The sequence below is a fragment of the Brevibacterium ihuae genome, assembly GCF_900184225.1.
In the GTDB taxonomy this organism is placed as follows: Bacteria; Actinomycetota; Actinomycetes; order Actinomycetales; family Brevibacteriaceae; genus Brevibacterium; species Brevibacterium ihuae.
This window is the reverse complement of record NZ_FXWZ01000003.1, coordinates 125,555-151,217: the sequence shown is the minus strand read 5'-3', so window position 1 is coordinate 151,217 and position 25,663 is coordinate 125,555. Positions and strand designations below refer to the sequence as shown.

Sequence of the window (25,663 nt, the reverse complement as noted above, 5' to 3'; positions counted from 1 at the left end):
CCGCCTCACACCGTCCCGGACCCGCTGCAACCCCACTTAGGAGCTGATCGTGGATCCCATCAGTCTCATCGCCCTCCTCGGCGCCCTCGTCCTCGTGCTCGTCGTGTCGGGCATCGCGCTCTACGGACCGCCGCGCACCAAGCGTCCGCCGCGCGACCTGCCGGCCACGACCCCCGACCTCACGTCCCCGCCGGACACCGCAGAGGCGCCGCCGGAGGTCGAGGAGGTGCCCGAGGACGTCGTCGTCGAGCCGCTCCCGGAGGAGCCCGCGCGCGAGCTCGAGACCCCCACCGAGCCGCGCACCCGCCTCGCCCGGCTCCGCGCGCGCCTCGCGAAGTCGAACTCCTCCCTGGGCCGCGGGTTGCTCTCGCTGCTCTCCCGCGACACCCTCGACGAGTCGACGTGGGAGGAGATCGAGGACACGCTCATCATGGCCGACCTCGGGGTGGACCCCGCCACCGAGCTCGTCGACCGGCTCCGCGAGCGGGTGCGGGTGCTCGGCACCCGCGATCCGCAGACCGTCCGCGACCTCCTGCGTGAGGAGCTCATCGCAGTCGTCGACCCGACGATGGACCGCGGCCTCAACGTCCGCCGCGACGATTCCGACCCCGCCGTCGTCCTCGTCGTCGGCGTCAACGGCGCCGGCAAGACGACGACCGTCGGCAAGATCGCCCGCGTCCTCGTCGCCGAGGACCGCTCGGTGCTGCTCGGCGCCGCCGACACCTTCCGCGCCGCCGCCGCCGAACAGCTCACCACGTGGGGCGAGCGCGTGGGCGTCGAGACCGTGCGCGGCCTCGAGGGCGCCGACCCGGCCTCGGTCGCGTACACCGCGGTCGAGCGGGGGATGCAGGAGGGCACCGACGTCGTCCTCATCGATACCGCCGGCCGCCTGCAGAACAAGAAGGGCCTCATGGACGAGCTCGGCAAGGTCAAGCGCGTCGCCGCGCGGCCGCTGTCGGACGGACACGATTCCGTCGACGAGGTCCTCCTCGTGCTCGACGCGACCACCGGTCAGAACGGAATGCAGCAGGCCAAGGTCTTCTCCGAGGCCGTGGACATCACCGGCATCGTGCTCACCAAGCTCGACGGCACCGCGAAGGGCGGCATCGTCGTCGCGGTGCAGCGCGCGCTCGGCGTGCCGGTCAAGCTCATCGGGCTCGGCGAGGGGGCCGACGACCTCGCGCCCTTCGACGCCGCCGGCTTCGTCGACGCGCTGCTCGCCGAGCAGTGATGCGAGCCGCGCGGTGATCCCGTCGCCGGGCTCCCCGGTGCGATGATCGTCGATCTGCCGGGCGGCGGCCGGGTCGAGGCGCGGTCCTGGAGACGCGCCCGCGCGGATTGGGTCCCGCCGGATCTCGGCGTCTACCTCGGCGGCGGGATCCGACCGCCCTGGCCGCATGTCGCACTCGCCTGGCCGGACTTCGGCCTGCCTGAGGATCGGCGCGCATGCCTCGCGACGCTGCGCGACGCCCATCGGCGGATCCTGCGCGGTGAGCGGATGGAGATCGCCTGCCGGGGTGGACTCGGTCGGACCGGCACCGCGCTCGCGGTCCTCGCAGGCCTCGGGGGAGAGCCGAGCACGAGTGCGGTGGACTGGGTGCGCGCCCACTACCACCGGCGAGCGGTGGAGACGCCGTGGCAGCGGGCCTGGGCGGCGCGGGCCGTGCGGCTGCTCCGCGAGACCGACCCTGATCCCCGCATCGGGATGTGACCCGAAACACCGAGGAAACACGAGCGGCGCACCTGTAACACAGCCGAAACTCGGGACGATCCGTCTCGAAACACCGAGATTCGAGAATGTTCATCAGCGGAGCCACGGATCTCCGCGGACCGGGATCGCCGACCTCGCGGCCCGATCACCGGTCCTGAATATCTCACGGCTGGAACACAGACATGGAAATCACTGCAGTAGATGTATGGGTGATGGTGAGCGCCGCACTCGTGCTGCTCATGACCCCGGGCGTCGCCTTCCTGTACGGCGGCATGACCCGCGCGAAGTCCGTCCTCAACATGCTCATGATGAGCTTCTCCTCGATGGCTCTCGTCGGCGTCGTGTGGGTCCTCTGGGGCTACTCGATGAGCGGTTCGACCGGAGTCGCGCAGCTGTTCGGCAATCCGTTCGAGGCCTTCGGCCTCAGCGGGCTCGTCGGCACCTCCGACCTCATCGGCGCCGGATTCGGCGCGACCTTCGCGATCATCACCGTCGCCCTGATCTCCGGCGGCATCGCCGACCGGACGAAGTTCTCCGCCTGGATGGTCTTCGTGCCCGTCTGGGTCACCCTCGTCTACTGCCCGATGGCCTTCATGGTGTGGGGCGGCGGCCTGCTGTCGGCCGACGGCGTCATCGGCCAGACCTTCGGCGAGGCCATCGACTACGCCGGTGGCACCGTCGTCCACATCAACGCCGGCGTGGCCGCCCTCGTCCTCGCCCTCATCATCGGCAAGCGCAACGGCTTCGGTACCGACCCGGCGCAGCGCCCGCACAACATCCCGTTCGTCATGCTCGGCGCCACCCTCCTGTGGTTCGGCTGGTTCGGGTTCAACGGCGGCGCCGCGACGGATCCCGCCGAGGCCGGCCTCATCTGGGTCAACACCATGGCCGCTCCGGCCGCGGCGTTCATCGCCTGGATCCTCGTCGAGTGGATGCGCGACGGCAAGCCCACGAGCCTCGGCGGAGCCTCGGGCATCGTCGCCGGCCTCGTCGCCATCACCCCCGCCTGCGCGAGCGTCTCGCCGCTCGGTGCGATCGCCATCGGCATCCTCGCCGGCGTGTGCTCGGCGCTGGCCGTCGGCCTCAAGTACCGCCTCGGCTACGACGACTCGCTCGACGTCGTCGGACTCCACCTCGTGTCCGGCCTCATCGGCACCCTGGCGCTCGGCTTCTTCGCGATCCCGGTCGACGGCGAGGGCGGCGGACTGTTCTACGGCGGCGGCATCGGCCAGCTCGTCGCGCAGACGGTGGCCGCGATCTTCGCGATCGTCTTCACCGCGATCGTCACCTTCGTCATCGGCATCGTGATCCACAAGACCATCGGCATGCGGGCCAGCGAAGAGGACGAGGTCACCGGCATCGATCTCACCGAGCACGCCGAGACCGCCTACGAGTACGGTGGACTGGGAACCGGCGGCGCGTTCCGCCCGCACCCCTCGTCGCCGGCCGCGCACCGCAGGATGACCACTGAGACCGACACCGAAAGCGTGAACGCATGAAGCTCATCACCGCCATCGTCCGACCCGACAAGCTCGCGGACGTCCGCGACGGCCTGGAGGAGTTCGGAGTCCAGGGTCTGACCGTCTCCGAAGCCAGCGGCTACGGACGGCAGAAGGGCCACAAGCAGTTCTACCGAGGTGCCGCGTACACGCAGGACCTCGTCCCCAAGCTGCGGATCGAGGTGCTCGCCACCTCGGAGGCCGCACCGCTGATCTGCGACGTGCTCCTCGCGCGGGCCGCCACCGGGCAGCCCGGTGACGGCAAGATCTGGATCACCGCCGTCGAGCAGGTCATCCGGGTCTCCGACAAGAGCGAGGGAGAGGCTGCCCTGTAGACCCAGCCGGCTGCAGCGCAGGAAAGTCCCGGGGCGGGTGCCGATCACGGCGCCCGCCCCGGGATCATTCATGCACCCGGACTTGGTACCCTGGGAGGTCGAACTGCTCGGCATCCCTGACGAAAGCTGCGAAACCTCGTGTTCAATTCTCTCTCCGATCGGCTGACTTCGACCTTCAAGAACCTGCGCGGCAAGGGCAGGCTGTCCGAGGCCGACGTCGACGCCACGATCCGGGAGATCCGGCGCGCCCTGCTCGACGCCGACGTCGCGCTCCCGGTGGTCCGCACGTTCACCGGGAAGGTCCGTGAGCGCGCGCTGTCGGCCGAGGTGTCCCAGGCGCTCAACCCGGGTCAGCAGGTCGTCAAGATCGTCAACGACGAACTCGTCGGGATCCTCGGCGGCCAGACCCGGCGCCTGCGCTTCGCCAAGCGCCCGCCGACGGTGATCATGCTCGCCGGCCTCCAGGGCGCGGGCAAGACGACGCTCGCCGGCAAGCTCGCCCACTGGCTCAAGTCCGAAGGCCACCGCCCGATGCTCGTCGCCGCCGACCTCCAGCGGCCCAACGCGGTGAACCAGCTCGAGATCGTCGGCGAGCGCGCCGGCGCCTTCGTCTACGCCCCCGAGCCCGGGAACGGGGTGGGAGACCCGGTGCGGGTCGCCACCGATGCGATGGACGTCGCCCGCGCCAAGCTCTACGACGTCGTCATCGTCGACACCGCCGGTCGCCTCGGCATCGACGAGGTGCTCATGCAGCAGGCCGCGGACATCCGCGTCGCGGTCGACCCCGACGAGGTCCTCTTCGTCATCGACGCGATGATCGGTCAGGACGCCGTCACCACCGCCGAGGCGTTCCTCGCCGGCGTCGACTTCACCGGCGTGGTGCTGTCCAAGCTCGACGGCGACTCCCGCGGCGGCGCCGCGCTGTCCGTCGCGCAGGTCACCGGCCGGCCGATCATGTTCGCCTCCACCGGTGAGGGCCTCACCGACTTCGAGCAGTTCCACCCCGACCGGATGGCCGACCGCATCCTCGACATGGGCGACATCCTCACGCTCATCGAGCAGGCGGAGAAGACCTTCGACGAGAAGGAGACCGAGAAGCTCGCGAAGAAGGTCGAGTCCGGCGAGGACTTCGACCTCGACGACTTCCTCACCCAGATGGCCGCCATCAAGAAGATGGGGTCGCTCAAGAAGATGCTCGGCATGATGCCCGGCATGTCCCAGTACAAGGAGCAGCTCGAGGCGTTCGACGAGCGCGAGATCGACCGCGTCGAGGCGATCGTGCGCTCCATGACCCCCTACGAGCGGGCGAACCCGCGGATCCTCAACGGATCGCGCCGGCAGCGCATCGCCAAGGGCTCCGGCACCACGGTCACCGCGGTCAACCAGCTCATGGAGCGCTTCGTCCAGGCGCAGAAGATGATGCGCCAGATGAGCCGGGGCGGCGGGCGCGGCGCCGGCGGCGGGATGCCCGGGATGCCGCAGATGCCGGGGATGCCCCAGATGCCCGGCGGCGGTGCCGGGGGAGGCGGGAACCGGAAGAAGAAGGGGAAGAAGAAGGCCGCCGGGAAGTCCGGCAACCCGGCCAAGCGCGCCGAGCAGGCGAAGCAGGCCGAGCTCCGCAGGCAGGGCAAGGCGCCCGAGCCCACCGGTTCCGCGTTCGGCGGCATCGACCTCGGCGGGGACGAGGAGTTCGACCTCAGCAAGCTGCCCAAGGGCTTCGGCGGGATGTTCGGCTCGGGTGGCAGCAAGTAGCGGTTTCTGGCACAATTGACCCTTGTACTCGACCCGCGGCGGACCCTCTCAACCGCCGCGTCGGTTGTGTCCACGCGATGACGCCCGCCCGCTCCAGCCCCACGGAACGGCGAGCGGCAAGCGCACCCTATCTTCCAAAGGAGACACCACTACAGTGGCAGTCAAGATTCGCCTCACCCGCATGGGCAAGGTCCATGCACCCTTCTACCGCGTCGTCGTCGCCGACTCGCGGACCCGCCGCGATGGCAAGACCATCGAGGACATCGGCAAGTACCACCCGCTCGAGGAGCCCTCGCTCGTCGAGATCGACTCCGAGCGCGCGCTCTACTGGCTGTCCGTCGGCGCCCAGCCGACCGACCAGGTCAAGGCCCTCCTCAAGCTCACCGGCGACTGGCAGAAGCACACCGGCGAGGGCGAGGCCGTGAACTCCGTCAAGCCGCAGCAGGAGAAGGCCGCCTTCGAGGCGCCCGCCACCGGCTCCGTCATCAAGGAGGCCACGACGCCCAAGGGCGGCAAGGCCGAGTCCGCTGACGAGTCGGCCGAGGAGGCTCCCGCCGAGGACGCCGCGACCGACGAGTCGGCCGACGGTGCCGAGGAGAAGGCGGAAGCCTGATCATGCTCGCCAACGCTCTCGAACACCTCGTCCGCGGCATCGTCGACAACCCGGAGGACGTCTCGGTGCGCAGCCGCAGCGGCCACCGCGGGACCTCGCTCGAGGTGCGCGTGCACCCCGACGACCTCGGCCGTGTGATCGGCCGGTCCGGGCGCACCGCGAAGGCCCTGCGGGCCGTGATCGGAGCGCTGGCCGGACGGCAGAGCGTCCGTATCGACCTCGTCGAGGCCTGACACCCCCTCTCCTGACAATGCAATTTCCCAAGGTTTCTGTGAACAGAACCTTGGGAAATTGCATTGTCGGCCCGGATTCGCCGCCGCTGATCGCGGTCCGGCGGGGACCGACATCCTGCGCACCGGTGTGCGCGTCCCGAGCAGTACCCCGATCAAGGAGTGAAGCGTGAGCACAGTGGTCGCCCGCCTCGGCAAGCCGCACGGCATCCGCGGGGAGTTCACCGTGGAGGTGCGCACCGACGTGCCCGATGACCGCTTCGTCCCCGGTGCGGTGTTCACCACCGAGCCCGACATCGGCACCCTCACCCTGACCCGTGCCCGCTGGCACCGCGACCGCCTGCTGCTGACCTTCGGCGAGGTCGCCGACCGGACCCGGGCCGAGGAGATCCGCAACACCCTGATCTCCGTCGAGGAGACCCTCGACGACGACGATGCCTGGTACATCGACGATCTCGTCGGCGCCGCCGCGTTCGTCGGGGAGTTGCGCATCGGCACCGTGAGCGCCGTGACCCCGGGTGCGGCGCAGGACCTCCTCCACATCACGCTCGGGTCCGGCGCCGAGGTGCTCGTCCCGTTCGTCGAGCAGATCGTGCCCGAGGTCGACCTCGAGGCCGGACGGATCGTCCTCGACCCGCCGCCCGGACTCATCGAGGACGCCTGATGCGCCTCGACGTCGTCTCTATCTTCCCCGAGTACCTCTCGCCCCTGCGGCTCTCGCTCATCGGGCGCGCGGTGGAGAAGGGGATCATCGACCTCGGCGTCCACGATCTGCGCGACTGGACGCACGACCGCCATCGCACCGTCGACGACACCCCGTACGGCGGGGGAGCGGGCATGGTGATGAAGCCCGAGCCCTGGGCCGAGGCGCTCACCGCGATCCTCGGCGTCGGGTCCGAGGTGCCCGACGGCCCCGAGGGCTCGCCGACCGCAGCCCCCGCCTCCGCGGAATCCGGGCCCGTCGGCCCCGAGCCGGCCGCTCCCGCCGGCCGCCAGGACCGCCCCGCGGGCGACCGTCCGCTCCTCATCGTCCCGAGCCCCGCGGGCACCCCGTTCACCCAGGCCCACGCCGCCGAGCTCGCCGGCCGCGAGCACCTCGTGTTCGCGTGCGGCCGCTACGAGGGCATCGACCAGCGCGTCGTCGAGTGGGCCCGCGACCACGCCGAGGTGCGGCTCCACTCGATCGGGGACTACGTGCTCAACGGCGGCGAGGTCGCCGCGCTCGTCATGACCGAGGCGATCGCCCGCCTCGTCCCCGGCATCATCGGCAATCCCGAATCGCTCACCGAGGAGTCCCTCGAGGACGGGCTCCTCGAGTACCCCGTCTACACGAAGCCGGCCGCCTGGCGCGGCCGCGCGGTGCCGGACATCCTGCTCAGCGGCAACCACGCCGCGATCGCACGGTGGCGCCGAGACGAGCGCCTGCGCCGCACCGCCGAGGTCCGGCCCGACCTCATCGCCGCGCTCGACCCGGCCGCGCTCGACCGGCGCGATCGCGCGGTGCTCGACGAGATCGCGAACGCCGACCCGTCCGGATTGGCGTGGGGGGACCGGCCCGACTAGACTGGGCTCTTGCGTTTGCTGGCATCGTCCTGCCTCGGGGGGATCGATGCCGCCAGGACCACCCGCCGGCCCACCGCCGCGGGAGCGTTCCGGCAGACGACCCCACCTCATCCGGCTCCGGCCGGTCCGAGCAATGTCGTGCCGACCCGAGGCGCGCACACAGGAGAATGACGAATCATGCAGAAGCTTGATGCACTCGACGCACAGTCGCTCAAGTCCGATGTCCCGGAGTTCCGCTCCGGCGACACCCTCAACGTCCACGTCCGCGTGGTCGAGGGCAACCGCACGCGTACCCAGGTGTTCAAGGGCATCGTCATCCGTCGCCACGGCGGCGGCATCGGCGAGACCTTCACCGTCCGCAAGATCAGCTTCGGCGTCGGTGTGGAGCGCACCTTCCCGGTCCACTCCCCGGTGATCGAGAAGATCGAGGTCCTCACCCGCGGCGACGTCCGCCGGGCGAAGCTCTACTACCTCCGCAAGCTGCGCGGCAAGGCTGCTCGTATCCGCGAGAAGCGCTGAGCACAGTCGTGCGTCGGTCACCCCGGTGCCCGGACCACGACGTGCGGACGACGCGCACCCGGTCATGACCGACGGATCGAGGACAGGCGCGGCCCCCGGCGGGCCGCGCTTTCTTCGTGCCCGGAGGTTCGTGCGTCCGCTCGCGCTCGTGCTCGTCGGCGCGCTCCTCGCCGCCGGCCTCATCCGTGCGGTCGGCGTGCAGACCTTCGGCATCCCGTCCGCCTCGATGGAGCCCACGCTCGCCGTCGACGACACCGTCACAGTGTGGCGGCCCGACGCGCTGGCGGATTCCGTGCACCGCGGCGACGTCGTCGTGTTCGACGGCCGCGGGTCCTTCATCGCCACCGCGCCTCCGAGCGGCGCCGCCCAGGTGGGCTCGTGGTTCGGGATCGGCCCGCGCACCGTCTTCTACGTCAAGCGCGTCGTCGCGCTCGGCGGGGACACCCTCGAATGCTGCGACGACGAGGGCCGGCTGCTCCTCAACGGCGAACCGCTCGAGGAGTCCTACGTCCCGGAGGGCATGCCGGCCTCGGACACCGATTTCGTCGTCGAGGTCCCGGCCGGCCGGATGTGGGTCATGGGTGACAACCGCGCCGACTCCACGGACTCGCGCGCGCTGCTCGGCAGGCCCGGCGGCGGCATGATCCCGGTCGAGCGGGTCCTCGGGACGGTCATCGGCCACGGGTCCGCCGTCGACGAGGTGCTTCGCCGCTGAGGCGCGGGCGATAGACTGCCGGACGTGACGACGAACAGCCCAGAGACCCGGCGACCCGGCCGTATCCCGGCGTTCCTCAAAGAGGTCGCGATCATCATCGTCGTGGCCCTCGTGATCTCCACCGTCGTCCGCACCTGGGTGGTCCGCTCGTTCTACATCCCTTCGGCCTCGATGGAGCAGACGCTCCAGGTGGGCGACCGGATCCTCGTCAACCAGCTGCCGTGGCCGGCGGTCGAGCGCGGCGACATCATCGTGTTCGACGATCCCGGCGGCTGGCTCGACTCCTCCGTCACCCAGCAGTACTCGCCCAATCCGGTGCTCGAGTTCCTCGGCCTCGTGCCCGCCGATGCCGGCACCCAGCTCATCAAGCGCGTGATCGGTGTGGGCGGGGACACGATCGAGTGCTGCGATGCGGAGGGGCGCCTGCTCGTCAACGGCGAGCCCATCGACGAGACCTACCTCGATCCCGGGATCACCCCGTCGGACATCCCGTTCGAGGTCACCGTGCCGGACGGCCACTACTGGGTGATGGGCGACAATCGCTCGAACTCGCTCGACTCCCGGTTCAACACCGACTCCGCCGGCGGCGCCTTCGTCCCGGAGGACGCCGTGGTCGGCTCGGTGTTCCTCATCAATTGGCCGCTCGACCGGATCCGCGGGATCGGCACCCCGGACGAGGTCTTCGCCGCCGTCCCCGCCCCATGAGCCCGCGCCGGGCGACCACGGGGCTCACCGACCTCACCCTCGAGCGCGAGCTCCTCGCCGCCGGGGTGCGGTCGATCATCGGGATGGACGAGGTGGGCCGCGGCTGCCTCGCCGGTCCGGTGGCGGTGGGAGCGGTGCGCTTCGACCTCGCCTCCCTCCTCGCGGCCGAGGTGCCCGCCGGCATCCGCGACTCCAAGCAGCTCTCGATCGCCTCGCGCCGCCGCATCGCCGAGGTCATCGGCGCCTGGCAGGAGCACCGCGCCGTCGCGTACGCGAGCCCCGCGGAGATCGACGCGCTCGGCATGAGCTCGGCGCTGTGCCTCGCCGGTAGGCGAGCGCTCTCCGCGCTGCCCGCGGCCGACCTCGTGCTCCTCGACGGGTCCTTCGACTGGCTCTCGCGTCCGCTGACCTTCGACGCGCTCGAGCACTACGGGGAGGCAGCCGACGTCGTCGTCCCGGAGGTCCGCACCGTCGTCAAGGGGGACGGTACCCACGTCACCATCGCCGCCCCGAGCGTGCTCGCCAAGGTCGACCGGGACGCGCTCATGCGGGACCTCGCCGCCGAGTTCCCGGTCTACGGCTGGGAGCGCAACGCCGGCTATCCCGCGCCGCTGCACCGGGCCGCGATCGCCGAGCACGGGATCTCCGTGCACCACCGCCGGTCGTTCCGCCTGGCCTGAGTCCGGACTGCTCTAGGATGGATCTATGAGTGCCGAGGACCTCGAAGACTACGAAGCAGACCTGGAACTCCAGCTCTATCGGGAATACCGCGACGTGGTCGGACTCTTCACCTACGTTGTGGAGACCGAGCGCCGCTTCTATCTCGCCAACGCGGTCGACCTCAAGGCGCACCACGATTCCGGCGACGTGTACTTCGAGCTCACCCTGCGCGACGCCTGGGTGTGGGACACGTACCGCACAGCGCGCTTCGTCAAGCAGGTCCACGTGCTCACCTTCAAGGACGTCAACGTCGAGGAGATCGCGAAGTCCGATCTCGAACCGCCGTCCTCCCTCCCGCGCTGACGCACGCGGTGCGCAGCCCCGGGTTCGCGGCCGGGGTTCGCAGCCCCCGGTTCGCCTCGGGTCACCGGTGAGGTGTTCTCCGGTCCACCGCCCGCCCGAATCCGGTGCGCTCCGTGCGATGGGGACCTGTGGACCGCGGAGGCGCCGTCCACAGGCCATGACGGGCAGCTGACCGACCCCAGGGACCGCTGATCGACTGGGGCCATGGACACGATGACGCTGGGACGCCGCGGCGAGATGTGCGCCCGCCGGCACCTCGAGCACCGCGGGTGGGAGATCCTCGCGACGAACTGGCGCTGCAGCCGCGGGGAGATCGACATCGTCGCCCGCGACGGGGAGGCGGTCGTCTTCGTCGAGGTCAAGACCCGTGCGACCGCCCGTGCCGGACACCCGCTCGAAGCCGTCACGCCGCGCAAGCTCGCGGTCCTGCGCGGGCTCGCACTGCGGTGGCTGGCAGCGCAGGAGGAATGGTTCCCCGTCTTCCGCGTCGACGTCATCGGGATCCTGTGGAACCGGGGCGCACCCGAGCTCACCCATGTCCGGGACGCCCGATGAGCCCGACACCTGCGCGCAGTCTCGGCCGGGCGCTCGCCATCGCGCTCCACGGGATCTCCGGGGCGCCCGTGGCGATCGAGGCGAGCGTCAACGACGGCCTGCCCGGGATCGACATCGTCGGCCTGCCCGACGCCTCGGTGAGCGAATCGCGCAAGCGGATCCGGGCGGCGATCTCCAACCTCGGATTCACGCTCAGCGCCCGCCGGATCACCGTGAATCTGTCTCCGGGCGGTCTGAAGAAGGTCGGCACGGTGTTCGACCTCGGCATCGCGATCGCGATCCTCGAGGCGGAGGGAGCGGTTCCGGCGGATGCGGGCCGCGGGGTCGTGCACCTCGGGGAACTCGGTCTCGACGGGCGTCTCCACCCGGTCCGCGGCGTCCTGCCGAGCGTGCTCACCGGGCTCGCGGCGGGCCACACCCGGTTCGTCGTCCCCGAGGCGAACCTCGCCGAGGCCCGGCTCGTCGACGGCGCCGAGGTCCGCGGGGCGGCCAACCTCGCCGGCGTCGTGGCCCTGCTCGGCGGGACGATCAGCGACCCGGGCCTGCCGCCGATCCCGCTGCCGGAAACAGCCGCGCTGCCCGTGCCCGACACCCATGACCTCGCCGAGGTGCACGGACAGGACGACGCCCGGTACGCGCTCGAGGTCGCCGCCGCCGGCGGTCACCACCTGCTCATGACCGGCACGCCGGGGGCGGGGAAGACCCTGCTCGCCGGGTGCCTGCCCGGTCTCCTGCCGCGGCTGCCGATCGACGAGGCGTGCGAGGTCGTGGCGCTGCGCTCCCTCGACGGCACCCTCGACCCGGCCCACGGCCTCGACACCACGCCCCCGTTCGAGGCACCGCACCACCGGACGAGCGCCGCCGCGATGGTCGGCGGGTCCCGACCGGGGTCGATCGGCGTGTTCTCGCGGGCCCACCGCGGGGTGCTCTTCATGGACGAGGCCCCCGAGTTCCGGAGGGACGTCCTCGAGGCCCTGCGCCAGCCGCTGGAGAACGGGCGCTGCGACATCCACCGGGCCTGGGGATCGGTGGTGCTGCCGTCGCGGTTCCAGCTCGTCCTCGCATCGAACCCCTGCCCGTGCGGCGCCGGGGTCGGACAGGCGACGCAGTGCCGGTGCAGTCCGCTCGATCGGAGGCGCTACCGCGCCCGGCTGTCGGGCCCGCTGCTCGATCGGATCGACATCCAGCTCGAGATGATGCCGCTCGTCGCCGCCGACGTCCACGGACTCGAGCCGCGCGAGGACTCCGCGACGGTCGCCGCGCGCGTCGCCCGTGCCCGCGAGCTCCAGGCCGTCCGGTACGCAGACATGCCCTGGGCGCTCAACGCCCAGGCGCCCGGCGGATGGCTGCGGGAGACCTTCGCCTTCCGCCGGACGGAGACCGCGCCGCTCGACACCGCGCTCGAACGCGGGGCGATCACCATGCGCGGCTACGACCGGGTCGTGCGGATCGCCACCACGCTCGCCGACCTCGCCGGACGTTCGCGGCCCACCGGCGACGACCTCCTGTCCGCCCTCGTCCTCCGCATCCGGGAGACCGCATGACCACCATCGACCCCGGTCCCGACATGGCCGACCGCGGAACTGCTACGGCCGACCTCGATCCCTCCATGGCCGACCCGCGCGCGGTCGCCGACCTCCTGCGGATCTCCGAACCCGGCGACCGGCTGCTCCGAGCAGCCGTGGCCACGAGCGGGGCGGAACCGCTGCGCGGCCTGCTCGACGGTCCGCGTACCGGTCTCGCCGACGCCCTGCACGCGGCTGCGAGGGCGGTGGGCCTCGCCGTCCGTAGCGAGGACATCGACCGGGCGATCGACCGCTGGACGCTCCGGCTCCCGGACCTCGACGGCGCCCGCGACCTCCGGATCATGCGTACCCTCGGCGCCCGCGTGATCCAGCCCGGTGATCCGGACTGGCCGGCGGGCCTCCGCGACCTCGGCCTCGACGAACCGGCGGGTCTGTGGGTCCGCGGGCACGGCGACCTCACCGCTCTCACCGCCGGATCGATCGCGCTCGTCGGCTCGCGCGCCGCCGACTCCTACGGCCTCCACCTCGCGCGATCCTTCGCGTGGGATCTCGTCGCCGCCGGTCACAGCGTGGTCTCCGGGGGCGCCTACGGGATCGACGCCGCCGCGCACGCCGGCGCCCTCGCCGCCTCCGACCGGCCCGGGGTGGGGACGATCGCGTTCATGGCCGGGGGAGTGGACCGGTTCTACCCGCGCGGCAACGCCGACCTGCTCACGGCAGTGGCGCGCACCGGAGTCGTGATCTCCGAAGCCGCCCCGGGCAGCACGGCGATGCGGCATCGATTCCTCATGCGCAACCGGCTCATCGCCGCGACCGCGGCGGCGACCGTGGTCGTCCAGGCCGGGTGGAGATCGGGGGCGCTCAACACCGCCAACCGTGCGGCAGAACTCCTCCGGCCGGTCGGTGCCGTGCCGGGTCCGGTCACCGCGCACGATTCCGCCGGCTGCCACCGCCTCATCCGGGAGGGGGCGGCGGTCTGCGTCACCACGGCGGACGAGGTGCGCGAACTCGTCGAATCGCTCACCGAGCTGAGCGCGGAGGCCGCGGGAACGAGCGCAGGCGACCAGCAGGGCCGGCTGCGGATCACCGACGATCTCACCGACGAGCAGGCGCGGATCTACAGCGCGCTGCCCCCGCGGCGCGGTACCGAGGTCGCCGCTCTCGCCTCCCGGGCCGGTCTCGAGGTCCCGGCGGCGATGGGAGCCCTCGCGGTGCTCGAACTCGCCGGCCTCGCCGAACGCCGGGACCACGGGTGGGTCAAGCTGCGCAGGGGCTGAAGGTCCCGGGTGCGCCGCCTGCGGTGCTCTACAGTGGGAGCATGTCGGCTTCCCACCCGCACGCCGCGCCGTTGACGGCGGACCAGCTGTTGCCGGAGTATGCGGACGCGCTCGACGCCTTCGCCGAGGACCTCCGCATCCAGCGCAACGCCTCGGTGCACACCGTGCGCAACTACACCGCGGACGTCCGATCCCTCATGACCTTCCTCACCGAGGACGACGGCCAGGCCCTCGCGCTCGCCGACATCGAGCTCGGGAATCTCCGGCAGTGGCTCATGGACCAGTCGCGGCGCGGTGCCGCTCCCGGTACGCTCGCCCGCCGGATCGCCGCGATCCGCGCGTTCTCCCTCTTCTGCACCCGCACCGGTCGGATGGAGCGCAACCCCGCCGCCCGACTCGCGAGCCCGCGGCGCGGCTCCCGCCTCCCGGCCGTGCTCCAGCAGTCGCAGGCCGGCGCCGTCCTCGATCGCACGCGCACCGCCGAGCGGCCGACCGCCGGCACCATCGGCGATGACGAGCTGCCGCACACCGACGCCGGCGGCACGGACGAGCGGGGCGTGGACGACAGCGTGGACGAGCGAGGTACTGCCGGCAACGAGGATGAGCGGATTACGGACACCGGCACCGAGGACATCGATCCGCGCGCTCGTGCGGTCGCGCTCCGGGACGCGGCGATCGTCGAGGTCCTCTACGCCACCGGGGTCCGGGTCTCCGAGCTCGCCGCCCTCGACCTCGACGACATCGACCGCGAGCGGCGTCTCCTCACCGTGCTCGGCAAGGGGAACAAGGAGCGCCGGGTGCCCTACGGGGTGCCTGCGGCCGAGGCGCTCGCGCGCTGGATCTCCGACGGACGGCCCGTCCTCTCCGGCGCTGCGCCGCAGCCGTCGACCGATGCCCGGTCGGCGATATTCCTCGGGGTGCGCGGCGGTCGCATCAACGTCCGCCAGGTGCGTGACGTCGTGCACCGGGCCACCTCTGCCGTCGACGGCGTCGCCGACCTCTCCCCGCACGGGCTCCGGCATTCCGCAGCGACCCACATGGTCGAGAACGGCGCCGATCTCCGCCAGGTGCAGGAGTTCCTCGGCCACGCGACCCTGAGCTCCACGCAGATCTACACCCACGTCTCCCTCGGCAGGCTCTCCGAGAGCTACTTCCGGGCCCACCCCCGCGCCTGACCACAGCGCGCCTGAGCCGACCGCTCCTGACCGCACCGCACCGCGCCAGAGCACGCTGCGCCTGGCCGCACCGCCGGCTCAGCCCGCACGGAACTCCCAGTGCCAGGGTTCGGGCAGCGAGCCGCCGCTGCGCGCCCAGGACGGGTGGATCCAGCCGAACCGCGGACCGTTCGAGCGCATCCACTCGTGCTGCACCGTGCCGAAGGAGTTGATGCCGCCGCCGAGGTCCACCGCCAACCCCCAGCCGTGGTTGGACGTGCCCGGCGTCGCCGCCATCCGGCCCTTCCGCCGCTTGAGGACGACCTGGGTCTCGTAGTCCCGGTAGGAGTCGGTCACCGAGACCGGCCGGCCGAACTCGTCGGCGTACGCCGACGCGAGGGCGTCGAACGCCCGGGCCGCATCGCACCGCAGTCGGTGCCCCGGGGCAACCGCGAGCGGGCACATTGCGACCGCCGGGATGCGCCCGTTCTCGTGCCCGCCCCATCGCCCCGCACCGCTGCTCCCGTCGTCCCCGGCCGGTACGGCAGGCAGCTCCTCGGGCGCCTGCGCCTCGGGCAGCAGGATCGTCGCATCGGCGGCGAAGAACGATGCCGGGTTGAGGTAGTCCTTCTCCCGGCCCGTCTGCCACACCCCGACGTGGATGCAGCCGTCCTCGCAGTGCGAGGGGTCGGCGACCGTTCCCACCGGCTGCCCCGCGAACACCGGGTCGCCGGCCCGCAGTTCGCTCTCCACCGGCTCGAACGAGACGACGTGGCCCTCGATCTCGAGGCTGAGGACCGGGCGGCCGGCAACGGAGCCCGAGAATCGCACGGTGCCCGCCTGCGGCGCTCGGACCTCCTCGCCGGGGAGTGCTCCGACGTCGATGCCGCGATGCCCGGACTCCCAGTTCCGGTCCGGCTTGTCGAAGGGGCGGACGACGGTGAAGCCGGGCACCGGAGTGAACCAGTCGTCCGGGGCCGGGGCCGCGTGCGCACCGGGTGCGAGCGTCCCGAGGAACATGACCACCGCGAGGAGGACCCCGAACACCCGTGCGCCCGGCAGGGTCCGCGTCTCCGGGTTCCACATGCGGAGAGGCACCGGACGTCGAAGATCGGGGATCGTGCCGGGGGAGAGAGCGCGGGTTCGGGTCGACATGGATCCACCGTCGGGGCCGGGCGCGTTCCCCGCCGGATCCTGAACGGCCCTGGGGAGAGTGGAACGCTCATCCCCAATCCGGGACCGCAGGCGACCCGGAAACGTGCACAGCGGATCCTACCGAGGACGGGAGGCCTGCCTCGGCACCCGCACACCCTTCCCGCGCCGACACCGGCACGCGCCGCCCGGTTCGCTCCCGGCGCCCCGTGCTCACCCGCTTGCGCGGCCATGCCCGCAGTTTGGCGGCGTTGGGCCCGCGTCGTAGAATGTCACCAGCAGGAGTGTGACCACCCCTGACTACGCGTATCCGATGAACCGATCGAGTGCCACCGGTGCGAATCCACAGCAGCCAGCGCGCAGGAGCGTGCACGGCAGAGCGTGCGGTTCGTGGGCATTCGGCCGCGGATACCAGGAATCAACCGAATCGTCGCCCCGGACCAGGGATGCGCTGCCCGGCAGCCGCGCCCGCGTGCGGACCAGCGACCTGAAAGAGCGCGCGCCCGCGGGTGCGCGCCATGAAAGGAGGGCGTCGGCATGGCCGTCGTCACCATCCGCCAGCTGCTCGACAGCGGCGTCCACTTCGGACACCAGACCCGTCGCTGGAACCCGAAGATGAAGCGCTTCATCTTCACCGAGCGCAACGGCATCTACATCATCGACCTCCAGCAGACCCTGGGCTACATCGACTCGGCCTTCGAGTTCGTCAAGGAGACCGTGGCCCACGGCGGCTCGATCCTCTTCGTCGGCACGAAGAAGCAGGCCCAGGAGGCCATCCAGGAGCAGTCCAAGCGCGTCGGGCAGCCCTTCGTCAACCAGCGCTGGCTGGGCGGCATGCTCACGAACTTCCAGACGATCTCCGGTCGTCTGCGCCGCCTCAAGGAGCTCGAGGAGATCGACTTCGACGATGTCGCCGGTTCCGGCCACACGAAGAAGGAGCTCCTCATCCTCCGTCGTGAGAAGGACAAGCTCGAGCGCACCCTCGGCGGTATCCGCGACATGCAGCGGACCCCGTCCGCCGTGTGGATCGTCGACACCAAGAAGGAGCACCTCGCCGTCGACGAGGCGAAGAAGCTCGGGATCCCGATCATCGGCATCCTCGACACCAACTGCGACCCGGACGAGGTCGACTTCCCGATCCCGGGCAACGACGACTCGATCCGCTCGGTCGGACTTCTCACCCGCGTCATCGCCGATGCCGTGGCCGAGGGCCTGATCAAGCGCCACTCGTCCGGCGACGAGTCCGGTGAGAAGAACGTCTCGGCCGTCGACGTCGAGCCGATGCCGGAGTGGGAGCGCGAGCTCCTCGAGGGCAAGTCCGGCGACTCCGCGCAGGAGACCCCGGCAGCTGAGACCCCCGCCGTCGAGGCCCAGTCCGTAGAGGCACCGGCCGCCGAGGCCACCGAGGGCGAGTCCGCCGAGGCCGCTCCCGCCGAGTCCACCGAGGCCTGATCAGACCCCTCCCGGCCCGCACCACCGTGCGGGCCGGGACACCCCACGTCGCGTGATCTGAAGGAGATCCCATGGCAAACTACACCGCTGCTGACATCAAGGCGCTCCGCGAGAAGACCGGCGCCGGCATGATGGACGTCAAGAAGGCTCTCGAGGAGGCGCAGGGCGATCAGGCCAAGGCCATCGAGATCCTCCGCGTCAAGGGCCTCAAGGGCGCCACCAAGCGCGAGGGCCGCTCGACCTCCGACGGCCTCGTCGCCACCCGCGTCGAGAACGGCGTCGGCACGATGATCGAGTTCAACTCGGAGACCGACTTCGTCGCCAAGTCCGACAAGTTCGTCGCGCTCGCCGACGAGGTCCTCGCCCTCGCGGCGAAGAACGAGGCCGAGTCCGCCGAGGCGCTGCTCGAGGCCGAGGTCGACGGCAAGTCGGTCTCGCAGTTCATCACCGAGGGCGGAGCCGCGCTCGGCGAGAAGGTGGCCCTGCGCCGCGTCGGTCGCATCACCGGTGCGAACGTCGAGTCCTACCTCCACCGCACGAACAAGGACCTGCCCCCGCAGGTCGGCGTCCTCCTCGCCTACGAGGGCGACAACGCCGAGGTCGCCCACGACGTCGCCGTCCACATCGCCGCGATGTCGCCGAAGTACTTCTCGCGCGAGGACGTGCCGGCGGATCTCGTCGAGAAGGAGCGCGAGATCGCGCTCGAGACCGCGAAGAACGAGGGCAAGCCGGAGCAGGCCCTGCCGAAGATCGTCGAGGGCCGCGTGGGCGGGTTCTTCAAGGAGAACTGCCTGCTCGACCAGGGCTTCGCCAAGGAGCCCAAGAAGTCGGTGTCCTCGGTCCTCGAGGAGGCCGGCGTGAAGGCGACCGGATTCCTGCGCTTCCGCGTGGGCAGCTGATCACCGATCGACGCCGACCGCACCGGTCGGCGCGTCGCTGATCAGCGCAGACTGCTGATCCGCAGACGAAGGGCGGGGCCGTGTGCCCCGCCCTTCGCGCGTCCCCGGGGAGGACCCGGTGGCGCTAGACTGGTCGACGGCTCGTACGCCCACCTGCGCGTCGGCACCCCGACGGGCAGCAGTCGTTCACGCACCAGCAGGAAGGCAGCCATGTCGGACACCACCGCGCGCACCTCGCCCCTCCAGGACAACCCGCTGCGCACGCATCGCCGGCGCGTGCTCCTCAAGCTCTCCGGCGAGGTCTTCGGCGGCGGCGACGTGGGAGTCAACCCGGATGTCGTATCCGCCGTGGCGCGGCAGATCGCGCAGGCGGTCCCCGAGGTCGAGGTGAGCATCGTCGTCGGCGGCGGCAACTTCTTCCGCGGCGCCGAGCTCTCGCAGCGCGGCATGGACCGCACCCGCGCCGACTACATGGGCATGCTCGGCACGATGATGAACTGCCTCGCGCTCCAGGACTTCCTCGAGCAGGCCGGCGTCGACACCCGCGTGCAGTCGGCGATCCCCATGACCCAGGTCGCCGAGACCTACATCCCGCGCCGCGCCATCCGCCACATGGAGAAGGACCGGGTCGTGATCTTCGGCGCCGGGGCCGGGCTGCCGTTCTTCTCCACCGACACCGTCGCCGCCCAGCGCGCGCTCGAGATCCGCGCCGACGCGGTGCTCATCGCCAAGAACGGCGTCGACGGCGTGTACTCCGCGGACCCCAAGGTCGACCCGACGGCGACGAAGATCGACCGCATCACCTACCGCGACGCCCTGGCCCGCGGGCTCAAGGTCGTCGACGCCACCGCCTTCTCGCTCTGCATGGACAATCGGCTCCCCATGGTCGTGTTCGGCATGGAGGGCGACGAGACCCTCCGCCGGGCGATCGCCGGCGAGCGCATCGGCACCATCGTCACCGGGGACTGAGCTCCCGCACCGGGGATCGCGCGCCCGCCGCGGGTGCGCGCCCGCGCCCCGTCGCGCCTAGAATGGACAGCAGAGACCACAACCCCCAGACCCACCGAAAGGGTAAGCAGTGATCAAGGACACCCTGACCGAGGCCCGGCAGAAGATGGACAAGGCCATCGAGGTCACCAAGGACGACTTCGGCAATGTGCGCACCGGTCGGGCGAACCCCGCCCTGTTCGCCAACATCCTCGTCGACTACTACGGCGCCCCGACCCCCATGCAGCAGCTCGCCTCGTTCCAGGTGCCCGAGGCCCGCACCCTGCTCATCACCCCGTACGACCGGAGCGCCCTCGGTGAGATCGAGACCGCTCTGCGCAACTCCGACGTCGGCGCCAACCCGGCCAACGACGGCAACATCATCCGGGTCGTGCTCCCGGAGCTCACCGAGGAGCGCCGCCGCGAGTACGTCAAGATCGTCAAGGGCAATGCGGAGGAGGGCAAGGTCTCGATCCGCAACGTCCGCCGCCGGGCCAAGGAGACCCTCGAGAAGATCCAGAAGGACGGCGAGGCCGGCGAGGACGAGGTGCGCAGCGCCATCCACGAGCTCGAGGATCTGACGAAGAAGAAGGTCGACGAGATCGACGTGCTCCTCCATGCGAAGGAAGCCGAACTCCTCGAGGTCTGAGTCGATGGCCGAGGATCAGAGCAGCTGCCGGCCGGCGGGGGAGACCTCCCCCGCCGACTCCGGCGACTCTGCGGGCGCCTCGGACCCGGCTCCCTTCCCGCGGCGCCGCGACCTGCGACGCGGTCGGAGCGCCCCGCCGCCGGCAGCCGGACCGTCCGCGGACCGACCGGACGCCGAGGCGGCCGACACCGCTCCTGCGGACCGCCGCCGGTCGCGCGCGGACTCCCCGCGCCGACAGGCCGCCGCCGCCCGCCGGGAGGCGGCCGAGGCCGAGCGCGTGTCCGGCCCGATCCCGGTCGTCACCGCGAGCATGCTCGCAGCCGACTCCGCGGCCTCCGCCCCTCCCTCCACGAAGTCCGGCGAACCCGACGGGTCCTCCTGGCCGGACGCCGGCGGCGGCGTGGCGACGATCGAGGATGCGCAGGACGATCCGAACGGCTCTGCCTACGGGCACGGCTTCGTCACCCCCATCGCCCACCCGGAGGCTCCGCAGGACGCCCCGGACGGCGCCAAGGACTACGGCCGCGCCGGCCGCAACCTGCCCGCCGCGATCGGCGTCGGCGTGCTGCTCGGCGGGGGAGTGCTCGCCTCGCTCCTCTTCTATCCGCCGTCGTTCCTCGGCGTCGCGCTCGTCGGCATCGTCGCCGCGATGTGGGAGCTCGCCAACGCCCTCTCGCGCTCCGGCGCAGTCGTCGCGCGCGTTCCCACCATGGTCACCGCGGGCCTCATGCTGCTCGCGACGTACTTCGGCGGCCGCGAGGCGCTGTGGGTGACCTTCACCGCCGGCGCCGGCGCGATCCTCCTCTTCACGCTCTTCGAACGGCGTGCCAATGCGGTCAAGGACGTCTGCCTGAGCATCTTCGCTCTGACCTACGTGGGCCTCATGGCGTCGTTCATCGTCCACATGCTCACCTTCGAGCAGGGCAACCTCCTCGTCGTGTGCTTCCTCTCCCTCGTCGTCGCCTCCGACGTCGGCGGCTACGCGTTCGGCGTGCTCTGGGGCAAGCACCCCATCGCCCCGCGGATCTCACCCAAGAAGTCCTGGGAGGGCTATGCGGGCTCCGCGATCGTCGCCACCCTCGTCGGCACCGCGATGGCACTCTGGGTGTTCGACGCCCCGCTGTGGACCGGGATCGCGCTCGGCGTCGTCATCCCCGCCTTCGCCACCCTCGGCGACTTCTCCGAGTCGATGATCAAGCGCGACCTCGACCTCAAGGACATGGGCACCCTGCTGCCCGGCCACGGGGGCGTCATGGACCGGCTCGACTCGATCCTGCCGACCGCCCCGATCGCCCTCATCCTCTTCAGCTTCCTGCCCGGCTACATCACCTGATCGGAGTCCGCAGCACCGTGACCACCCTCGAATCGCTCGCCCGTGCCGTGCCCGCCGACATCATCATCAGCGACCCCGACGTCATGGACCGCTATCTCCACGACGACGCGGAGTGGGCGCCCTACGGCACCGCGCTCGCCGTCATCCGCCCGCGGGAGACCGCCGAGGTCGTCGCCGCCGTGAGCTGGTGCATCGAGAACCGCGTCGCCGTGGTGCCGCGCGGTTCGGGCACCGGGCTGTCCGGCGGGGCGAACGCGCTCGCCGGCTGCCTCGTCGTCTCGCTCGATGCGATGGACCAGGTGCTCGCGGTCGACCCCGTCGAGCGCACCGCCCGCGTCCAGCCTGGGGTCATCAACGACGACCTGCGGAAGCGCGTCGCCGAGAACGGTCTGTGGTACCCGCCCGACCCCGCCTCGGCCCCGTGGTCGTCGATCGGCGGCAACGTCGCCACCAACGCCGGCGGACTCTGCTGCGTCAAGTACGGGGTGACGAGCGAGTACGTGCTCGACCTCGAGGTCGTCACCGGGACCGGGAAGCTGGTGCGCATCGGCAAGCGCACCGCGAAGGACGTCGCCGGCTACGACCTCCGCGCGCTCCTCGTCGGCTCCGAGGGCACGCTCGGCATCATCACCGAGATCACCGTCCGGCTGCTCCCGCTGCCGCCCGCCGCCACGGCGATCGTCGGGTACTTCGACAGCCTCGTCGAAGCCGGCCAGGGGGTCGCGAACGTCACCGTGGCCGGCGTCATCCCGTCCGCTCTCGAACTCGTCGACTCGTACTGCCTGCGGGCGGTGGACGAGTGGAAGAACATGGGCCTGTCCGCCGAGGCCGAGGTCATCCTCCTCGCCGCCACCGACGTCCCCGGGGCCGCCGGGGAGGAGGAGGCCCGGACCATCGTGCACGCCTTCGAGGAGGCGGGCGCCACCTTCGCCGCGGTGAGCGAGAACGCCGAGGAGGCCGACGCCTTCTTCGCCGCCCGTCGCCTTGCCTACCCGGCCCTGGAGCGCCTCGGCCCGGTGCTCACCGAGGACATCTGCGTCGCCCGCTCGAAGGTCCCCGAGGTGCTCGCCGCGATCCAGGAGATCGGGGAGAGGCACGATACCGTGCTCGCGCAGATCGCCCACGCCGGCGACGGCAACCTCCACCCGCTGCTCGTCACCCCGGTGGGGGACGAGGACGCGCGCCGCCGGGCGCAGGCCGCGTTCGAGGACATCATCGCCGTCGCACTCGCCGCCGGCGGCACGGTGAGCGGGGAGCACGGCATCGGTCTGCTCAAGCGCGAGGGCCTGGCCGCCGAGCTGTCGACGGACGTCATCGACATGCACGTCGCGATCAAGCGGGCGCTCGACCCCCACGGGATCATGAATCCGGGCAAGGTCTTCGAGATGCCCGCAGCGGGATGACCCGGCTCCCGCGCTGCGGCCGAGCGGGCCGGATCCCGGGCGTCCGTGCGATACTGGTGGCCACATGACTGAGCAGAGACCCCGCAGACAGGTCCGTCCCGTCGTCGAGAATCCCGACGGGACGACCTCGCGCACGCCCACCCGCGACGGCCGACCGCTGCTGAACTTCCGGTCCCCGCGTGTGACCCAGCCGCCCCAGCACCTCGCGGACATGACCATGGACGAGCGGATCACGGCGGTCAAGGAGATGGGCCTGCCGGGCTTCCGCGCCAAGCAGCTCTCGACGCACTACTTCGTCCATCACACGACCGACCCCGAGGCGATGACCGATCTGCCGAAGGACCGGCGGGCCGAGCTCGTCGAACGGTTCTTCCCGCCGCTGCTCACCGAGGTCCACCGCCTGCGCACGGAGAACGGCGACACGATCAAGTTCCTGTGGCGGCTCTTCGACGGCGCGCTCGTCGAATCCGTCCTCATGCGCTACCGCAACCGGATCACGCTGTGCGTGTCCTCGCAGTGCGGCTGCGGCATGAATTGCCCGTTCTGTGCCACCGGCCAGCAGGGCCTCACCCGGAACATGTCGAGCGCCGAGATCGTCGAGCAAGTTATCCGGGCGAACCAGGTTATCGCCGCCGGCGAGCTCGCCGAGGTGTCCGGAGTCGACGCGGACATGCTCGGCAACCCGGCGGCCGCCGTCGGCTCCGAGGCCGACGAGGAGCAGGGCCGTGAACCCGCGGGTGCCGGTTCGGGGACCGGTTCGTCAGGTGCCGAGCGGGTGACGAACATCGTCTTCATGGGCATGGGCGAGCCGCTGGCCAACTACAAGCGCGTCATGGGAGCGGTGCGCCGCTTCGTCGACCCCGCTCCGGCAGGCCTCGGCATGGGCGCGCGGCGGATCACGATCTCCACGGTCGGCCTCGTCCCCGGCATCGACAAGCTCGCCGCGGAGGAGATCCCGGTGACCTTCGCGCTCAGCCTCCACGCGCCCGACGACGGCCTGCGCGACGAGATGATCCCGGTGAATACCCGGTGGAAGGCTGACGAGGCGATCGATGCGGCCTACAACTACTACCGCACCACCGGGCGCCGCGTGAGCATCGAGTACGCGCTCATCAAGGACATGAACGACCATGCGTGGCGGGCGGAGCTGCTCGCGAAGAAGCTCAATGCGCGCGGCCGGGGCTGGGTCCACGTCAACCCGATCCCGCTCAACCCGACCCCCGGCTCGGTGTGGACCGCATCGGAGCCGGAGGTGGCGCGGGAGTTCGTCCGGCGGCTGCAGAACGCCGGGGTGCCGACGACGATCCGCGACACGCGCGGCAAGGACATCGACGGGGCGTGCGGTCAGCTGGCCGCCGCGGAATGACCGAGGAGAGGACGACGGTGGAGACGAACTTCCCCAGGATGTCGGGCTGGAAGAACGGGTACGACCCGATGCAGGTCGACAGCTTCTTCAAGCGGGCGCGCGAATCGTTCGAGCGCGAGCACCCGCAGCCCGGCGACCTCGATGCGCGCGCCGTCCGCACCGTCGGGTTCGACCTCGTGCGCAAGGGCTACCACGTGGGCGTCGTCGATGCCGCCCTCGACCGCCTCGAGGACGCCTTCGCCAAGCGCTCCCGCGACCGCCTCGTCGAGAAGTCCGGCCAGGACTCGTGGGTCCAGGAGCTCACCCGGGCCGCCGCCTCGCTGCGCGGTCGCCTCACCCGTCCTGCGGGCGAGCGCTTCAAGCATCCGGAGAAGGGCGTCGTCGGCTACGACGTCATCGAGGTCGACGAGCTGTGCGACCGGATCAACGGCTACTTCACCCAGGGCCAGGCGATGAGCGTCGACGAGGTCCGGCGTGTGCTCTTCCGCGTCCGCAAGGGCGAGAGGGCCTACGACGAGGACCAGGTCGATGCGTTCATCGACCGCGTCGTCGAGGTCATGGCCAGTGTCGACTGAGATCCACTGGTTCCGCCGCCCTGGTGCGATCGGACCGGACCATCCGGGCACGCTCAACCCCGTCTACGAGCTGCTCGACCACCCCATCGTGCTCGGCCGCGCCGACGATCCCGTCATCACGTCCGCCGACCGCGCAGGCCGGCCCGTCGAGCTCACCCACGAGGTCGCGCTCGACCGGGTCGCCAAGCTCGCCGGGGTGCTGCGCCTGCTCGAGGTGGGCCCCGGGGTGCGGGTGCGGGTCGCCGCCGAGGTGCCCCCGGTCGGTGCTGTGCTCTCCCGCCTCGCGGTGCTCCGCCTGGGCGGGCTGCTCGTCGAGGACGAGGTCGGGCGGATCGAGTTCGTCCCCGCCGCGGCCGAGGCGCCGCGCGATGTCCATCAGGCGTTCGACAAGCCCGTCCGGCGCCTGCCGAGCTGGTTCGTGGGGGTCGCGGTCGTCGACCATGACGGCGAGGACACTCCCGTCGACCTCGACCCGGTGATGCGCGACGCGCGCATCGAGCCGGCCGCGGCCGCAGCCCTCCCCGCCGATCTCGTCGTCCTGCAGCGCGCCGACGGCACCGAGGCGACCGCCCGGGAGCTGGCTGGGTCACCTGCGATCGTGGCGACGATGCTCGGGGACGACTGAGGCGCCGCCGCATCGCGGCAGCGCCCCATGATTGTGACCACGCGG

The 25,663-nt window shown here is 71.2% G+C and carries 28 protein-coding genes; 27 read left to right on the top strand and 1 reads right to left on the bottom strand.

What is annotated here, in order from left to right:
• Positions 1-49 precede the first annotated feature (49 nt).
• From ftsY to C1A17_RS14700, 18 genes are all read left to right on the top strand, one after another.
• Positions 50-1,231, top strand: a complete 1,182-nt coding sequence (ftsY, locus tag C1A17_RS06055; RefSeq protein ID WP_101651820.1) for a signal recognition particle-docking protein FtsY — start codon at positions 50-52, stop codon at positions 1,229-1,231.
• Between the two features lie 42 nt (positions 1,232-1,273).
• Positions 1,274-1,711: a protein-tyrosine phosphatase family protein gene (locus tag C1A17_RS06050; RefSeq protein ID WP_101651817.1), complete on the top strand. Its 438-nt coding sequence runs from the start codon at positions 1,274-1,276 to the stop codon at positions 1,709-1,711.
• Between the two features lie 182 nt (positions 1,712-1,893).
• Entirely contained in the window at positions 1,894-3,210 is a 1,317-nt protein-coding gene (locus C1A17_RS06045; protein WP_101651815.1) for an ammonium transporter, read from the top strand.
• The gene (locus C1A17_RS06040) at positions 3,207-3,545 is read left to right on the top strand and encodes a P-II family nitrogen regulator (RefSeq protein ID WP_101651813.1); all 339 of its coding nucleotides are present in this window, start codon (positions 3,207-3,209) and stop codon (positions 3,543-3,545) included. Before C1A17_RS06045 ends, C1A17_RS06040 begins: the two co-directional genes overlap by 4 nt.
• Before the next feature lie 138 nt (positions 3,546-3,683).
• A complete protein-coding gene (gene ffh / locus C1A17_RS06035) occupies positions 3,684-5,297 on the top strand; it encodes a signal recognition particle protein (protein WP_101651811.1) in 1,614 nt (537 codons plus the stop codon).
• Between the two features lie 154 nt (positions 5,298-5,451).
• The gene (gene rpsP / locus C1A17_RS06030) at positions 5,452-5,910 is read left to right on the top strand and encodes a 30S ribosomal protein S16 (protein ID WP_101651809.1); all 459 of its coding nucleotides are present in this window, start codon (positions 5,452-5,454) and stop codon (positions 5,908-5,910) included.
• Positions 5,911-5,912: 2 nt separating this feature from the next.
• On the top strand, positions 5,913-6,143 hold the full coding sequence (locus C1A17_RS06025) for an RNA-binding protein (protein ID WP_101651807.1): 231 nt from the start codon (positions 5,913-5,915) through the stop codon (positions 6,141-6,143).
• A gap of 166 nt (positions 6,144-6,309) precedes the next feature.
• Positions 6,310-6,804: a ribosome maturation factor RimM gene (gene rimM, locus C1A17_RS06020; protein ID WP_101651805.1), complete on the top strand. Its 495-nt coding sequence runs from the start codon at positions 6,310-6,312 to the stop codon at positions 6,802-6,804.
• Entirely contained in the window at positions 6,804-7,703 is a 900-nt protein-coding gene (gene trmD / locus C1A17_RS06015) for a tRNA (guanosine(37)-N1)-methyltransferase TrmD (RefSeq protein WP_101651803.1), read from the top strand. The genes rimM and trmD overlap by 1 nt, the downstream gene beginning before the upstream one ends.
• Positions 7,704-7,880: 177 nt before the next feature.
• Complete coding sequence (gene rplS / locus C1A17_RS06010) at positions 7,881-8,222, top strand: 50S ribosomal protein L19 (RefSeq protein ID WP_101651801.1); 342 nt, start codon at positions 7,881-7,883, stop codon at positions 8,220-8,222.
• Between the two features lie 130 nt (positions 8,223-8,352).
• Positions 8,353-8,937 (top strand): signal peptidase I, encoded by a 585-nt coding sequence (gene lepB, locus C1A17_RS06005; protein ID WP_245873522.1) that lies wholly within the window; start codon positions 8,353-8,355, stop codon positions 8,935-8,937.
• Between the two features lie 24 nt (positions 8,938-8,961).
• Entirely contained in the window at positions 8,962-9,642 is a 681-nt protein-coding gene (gene lepB / locus C1A17_RS06000; protein ID WP_101651797.1) for a signal peptidase I, read from the top strand.
• Positions 9,639-10,322 (top strand): ribonuclease HII, encoded by a 684-nt coding sequence (locus C1A17_RS05995; RefSeq protein WP_101651795.1) that lies wholly within the window; start codon positions 9,639-9,641, stop codon positions 10,320-10,322. Before lepB (C1A17_RS06000) ends, C1A17_RS05995 begins: the two co-directional genes overlap by 4 nt.
• Positions 10,323-10,347: 25 nt before the next feature.
• On the top strand, positions 10,348-10,665 hold the full coding sequence (locus C1A17_RS05990; protein WP_101651793.1) for a DUF2469 domain-containing protein: 318 nt from the start codon (positions 10,348-10,350) through the stop codon (positions 10,663-10,665).
• A gap of 204 nt (positions 10,666-10,869) precedes the next feature.
• Positions 10,870-11,220, top strand: a complete 351-nt coding sequence (locus C1A17_RS05985) for a YraN family protein (RefSeq protein ID WP_101651791.1) — start codon at positions 10,870-10,872, stop codon at positions 11,218-11,220.
• Complete coding sequence (locus C1A17_RS05980; RefSeq protein WP_101651788.1) at positions 11,217-12,764, top strand: YifB family Mg chelatase-like AAA ATPase; 1,548 nt, start codon at positions 11,217-11,219, stop codon at positions 12,762-12,764. Before C1A17_RS05985 ends, C1A17_RS05980 begins: the two co-directional genes overlap by 4 nt.
• Positions 12,761-14,023, top strand: a complete 1,263-nt coding sequence (locus tag C1A17_RS05975; protein WP_245873520.1) for a DNA-processing protein DprA — start codon at positions 12,761-12,763, stop codon at positions 14,021-14,023. The genes C1A17_RS05980 and C1A17_RS05975 overlap by 4 nt, the downstream gene beginning before the upstream one ends.
• Before the next feature lie 41 nt (positions 14,024-14,064).
• Entirely contained in the window at positions 14,065-15,198 is a 1,134-nt protein-coding gene (locus C1A17_RS14700; RefSeq protein ID WP_101651786.1) for a tyrosine recombinase XerC, read from the top strand.
• 78 nt (positions 15,199-15,276) lie between these two features.
• Here the strand turns inward: C1A17_RS14700 and C1A17_RS05965 are convergent, their stop codons facing one another.
• Positions 15,277-16,332 carry a D-alanyl-D-alanine carboxypeptidase family protein gene (locus C1A17_RS05965; RefSeq protein WP_245873519.1) on the bottom strand — a complete coding sequence of 352 codons (1,056 nt, stop codon included), beginning with the start codon at positions 16,330-16,332 and terminating at the stop codon, positions 15,277-15,279.
• Positions 16,333-16,866: 534 nt separating this feature from the next.
• Here C1A17_RS05965 and rpsB point away from each other — a divergent pair.
• The 9 genes from rpsB to C1A17_RS05920 all read left to right on the top strand — a co-directional run bounded on the left by rpsB (position 16,867) and on the right by C1A17_RS05920 (position 25,618).
• Complete coding sequence (rpsB, locus tag C1A17_RS05960) at positions 16,867-17,781, top strand: 30S ribosomal protein S2 (protein WP_101651782.1); 915 nt, start codon at positions 16,867-16,869, stop codon at positions 17,779-17,781.
• Positions 17,782-17,852: 71 nt separating this feature from the next.
• Positions 17,853-18,680, top strand: coding sequence for a translation elongation factor Ts (tsf, locus tag C1A17_RS05955; protein WP_101651780.1), 828 nt, complete (start codon positions 17,853-17,855; stop codon positions 18,678-18,680).
• 210 nt (positions 18,681-18,890) lie between these two features.
• On the top strand, positions 18,891-19,649 hold the full coding sequence (gene pyrH / locus C1A17_RS05950) for a UMP kinase (RefSeq protein WP_101651777.1): 759 nt from the start codon (positions 18,891-18,893) through the stop codon (positions 19,647-19,649).
• Positions 19,650-19,758: 109 nt separating this feature from the next.
• Entirely contained in the window at positions 19,759-20,316 is a 558-nt protein-coding gene (gene frr / locus C1A17_RS05945; RefSeq protein ID WP_101651775.1) for a ribosome recycling factor, read from the top strand.
• A 4-nt stretch (positions 20,317-20,320) separates the two neighbouring features.
• Positions 20,321-21,649: a phosphatidate cytidylyltransferase gene (locus C1A17_RS05940; protein ID WP_245873516.1), complete on the top strand. Its 1,329-nt coding sequence runs from the start codon at positions 20,321-20,323 to the stop codon at positions 21,647-21,649.
• Positions 21,650-21,666: 17 nt separating this feature from the next.
• Positions 21,667-23,052: an FAD-binding oxidoreductase gene (locus tag C1A17_RS05935; RefSeq protein WP_219618254.1), complete on the top strand. Its 1,386-nt coding sequence runs from the start codon at positions 21,667-21,669 to the stop codon at positions 23,050-23,052.
• Between the two features lie 64 nt (positions 23,053-23,116).
• Positions 23,117-24,418 carry a 23S rRNA (adenine(2503)-C(2))-methyltransferase RlmN gene (rlmN, locus tag C1A17_RS05930; RefSeq protein ID WP_101651773.1) on the top strand — a complete coding sequence of 434 codons (1,302 nt, stop codon included), beginning with the start codon at positions 23,117-23,119 and terminating at the stop codon, positions 24,416-24,418.
• 17 nt (positions 24,419-24,435) lie between these two features.
• Positions 24,436-24,993: a DivIVA domain-containing protein gene (locus tag C1A17_RS05925; RefSeq protein ID WP_101651771.1), complete on the top strand. Its 558-nt coding sequence runs from the start codon at positions 24,436-24,438 to the stop codon at positions 24,991-24,993.
• Complete coding sequence (locus C1A17_RS05920) at positions 24,983-25,618, top strand: hypothetical protein (RefSeq protein WP_101651769.1); 636 nt, start codon at positions 24,983-24,985, stop codon at positions 25,616-25,618. The genes C1A17_RS05925 and C1A17_RS05920 overlap by 11 nt, the downstream gene beginning before the upstream one ends.
• The last annotated feature ends 45 nt before the right edge of the window (positions 25,619-25,663 follow it).

Bases quoted from the DNA above. Each gene is read 5' to 3' on its own strand.
- C1A17_RS06050 (WP_101651817.1), top strand. From the start codon at position 1,274: ATGATCGTCGATCTGCCGGGCGGCGGCCGGGTCGAGGCGCGGTCCTGG.
- C1A17_RS06045 (WP_101651815.1), top strand. From the start codon at position 1,894: ATGGAAATCACTGCAGTAGATGTATGGGTGATGGTGAGCGCCGCACTC.
- C1A17_RS06040 (WP_101651813.1), top strand. From the start codon at position 3,207: ATGAAGCTCATCACCGCCATCGTCCGACCCGACAAGCTCGCGGACGTC.
- C1A17_RS06025 (WP_101651807.1), top strand. From the start codon at position 5,913: ATGCTCGCCAACGCTCTCGAACACCTCGTCCGCGGCATCGTCGACAAC.
- trmD (WP_101651803.1), top strand. From the start codon at position 6,804: ATGCGCCTCGACGTCGTCTCTATCTTCCCCGAGTACCTCTCGCCCCTG.
- rplS (WP_101651801.1), top strand. From the start codon at position 7,881: ATGCAGAAGCTTGATGCACTCGACGCACAGTCGCTCAAGTCCGATGTC.
- C1A17_RS05995 (WP_101651795.1), top strand. From the start codon at position 9,639: ATGAGCCCGCGCCGGGCGACCACGGGGCTCACCGACCTCACCCTCGAG.
- C1A17_RS05990 (WP_101651793.1), top strand. From the start codon at position 10,348: ATGAGTGCCGAGGACCTCGAAGACTACGAAGCAGACCTGGAACTCCAG.
- C1A17_RS05985 (WP_101651791.1), top strand. From the start codon at position 10,870: ATGGACACGATGACGCTGGGACGCCGCGGCGAGATGTGCGCCCGCCGG.
- C1A17_RS05980 (WP_101651788.1), top strand. From the start codon at position 11,217: ATGAGCCCGACACCTGCGCGCAGTCTCGGCCGGGCGCTCGCCATCGCG.
- C1A17_RS05975 (WP_245873520.1), top strand. From the start codon at position 12,761: ATGACCACCATCGACCCCGGTCCCGACATGGCCGACCGCGGAACTGCT.
- C1A17_RS14700 (WP_101651786.1), top strand. From the start codon at position 14,065: ATGTCGGCTTCCCACCCGCACGCCGCGCCGTTGACGGCGGACCAGCTG.
- C1A17_RS05965 (WP_245873519.1), bottom strand. From the start codon at position 16,332: ATGTCGACCCGAACCCGCGCTCTCTCCCCCGGCACGATCCCCGATCTT.
- rpsB (WP_101651782.1), top strand. From the start codon at position 16,867: ATGGCCGTCGTCACCATCCGCCAGCTGCTCGACAGCGGCGTCCACTTC.
- tsf (WP_101651780.1), top strand. From the start codon at position 17,853: ATGGCAAACTACACCGCTGCTGACATCAAGGCGCTCCGCGAGAAGACC.
- pyrH (WP_101651777.1), top strand. From the start codon at position 18,891: ATGTCGGACACCACCGCGCGCACCTCGCCCCTCCAGGACAACCCGCTG.
- C1A17_RS05940 (WP_245873516.1), top strand. From the start codon at position 20,321: ATGGCCGAGGATCAGAGCAGCTGCCGGCCGGCGGGGGAGACCTCCCCC.
- rlmN (WP_101651773.1), top strand. From the start codon at position 23,117: ATGACTGAGCAGAGACCCCGCAGACAGGTCCGTCCCGTCGTCGAGAAT.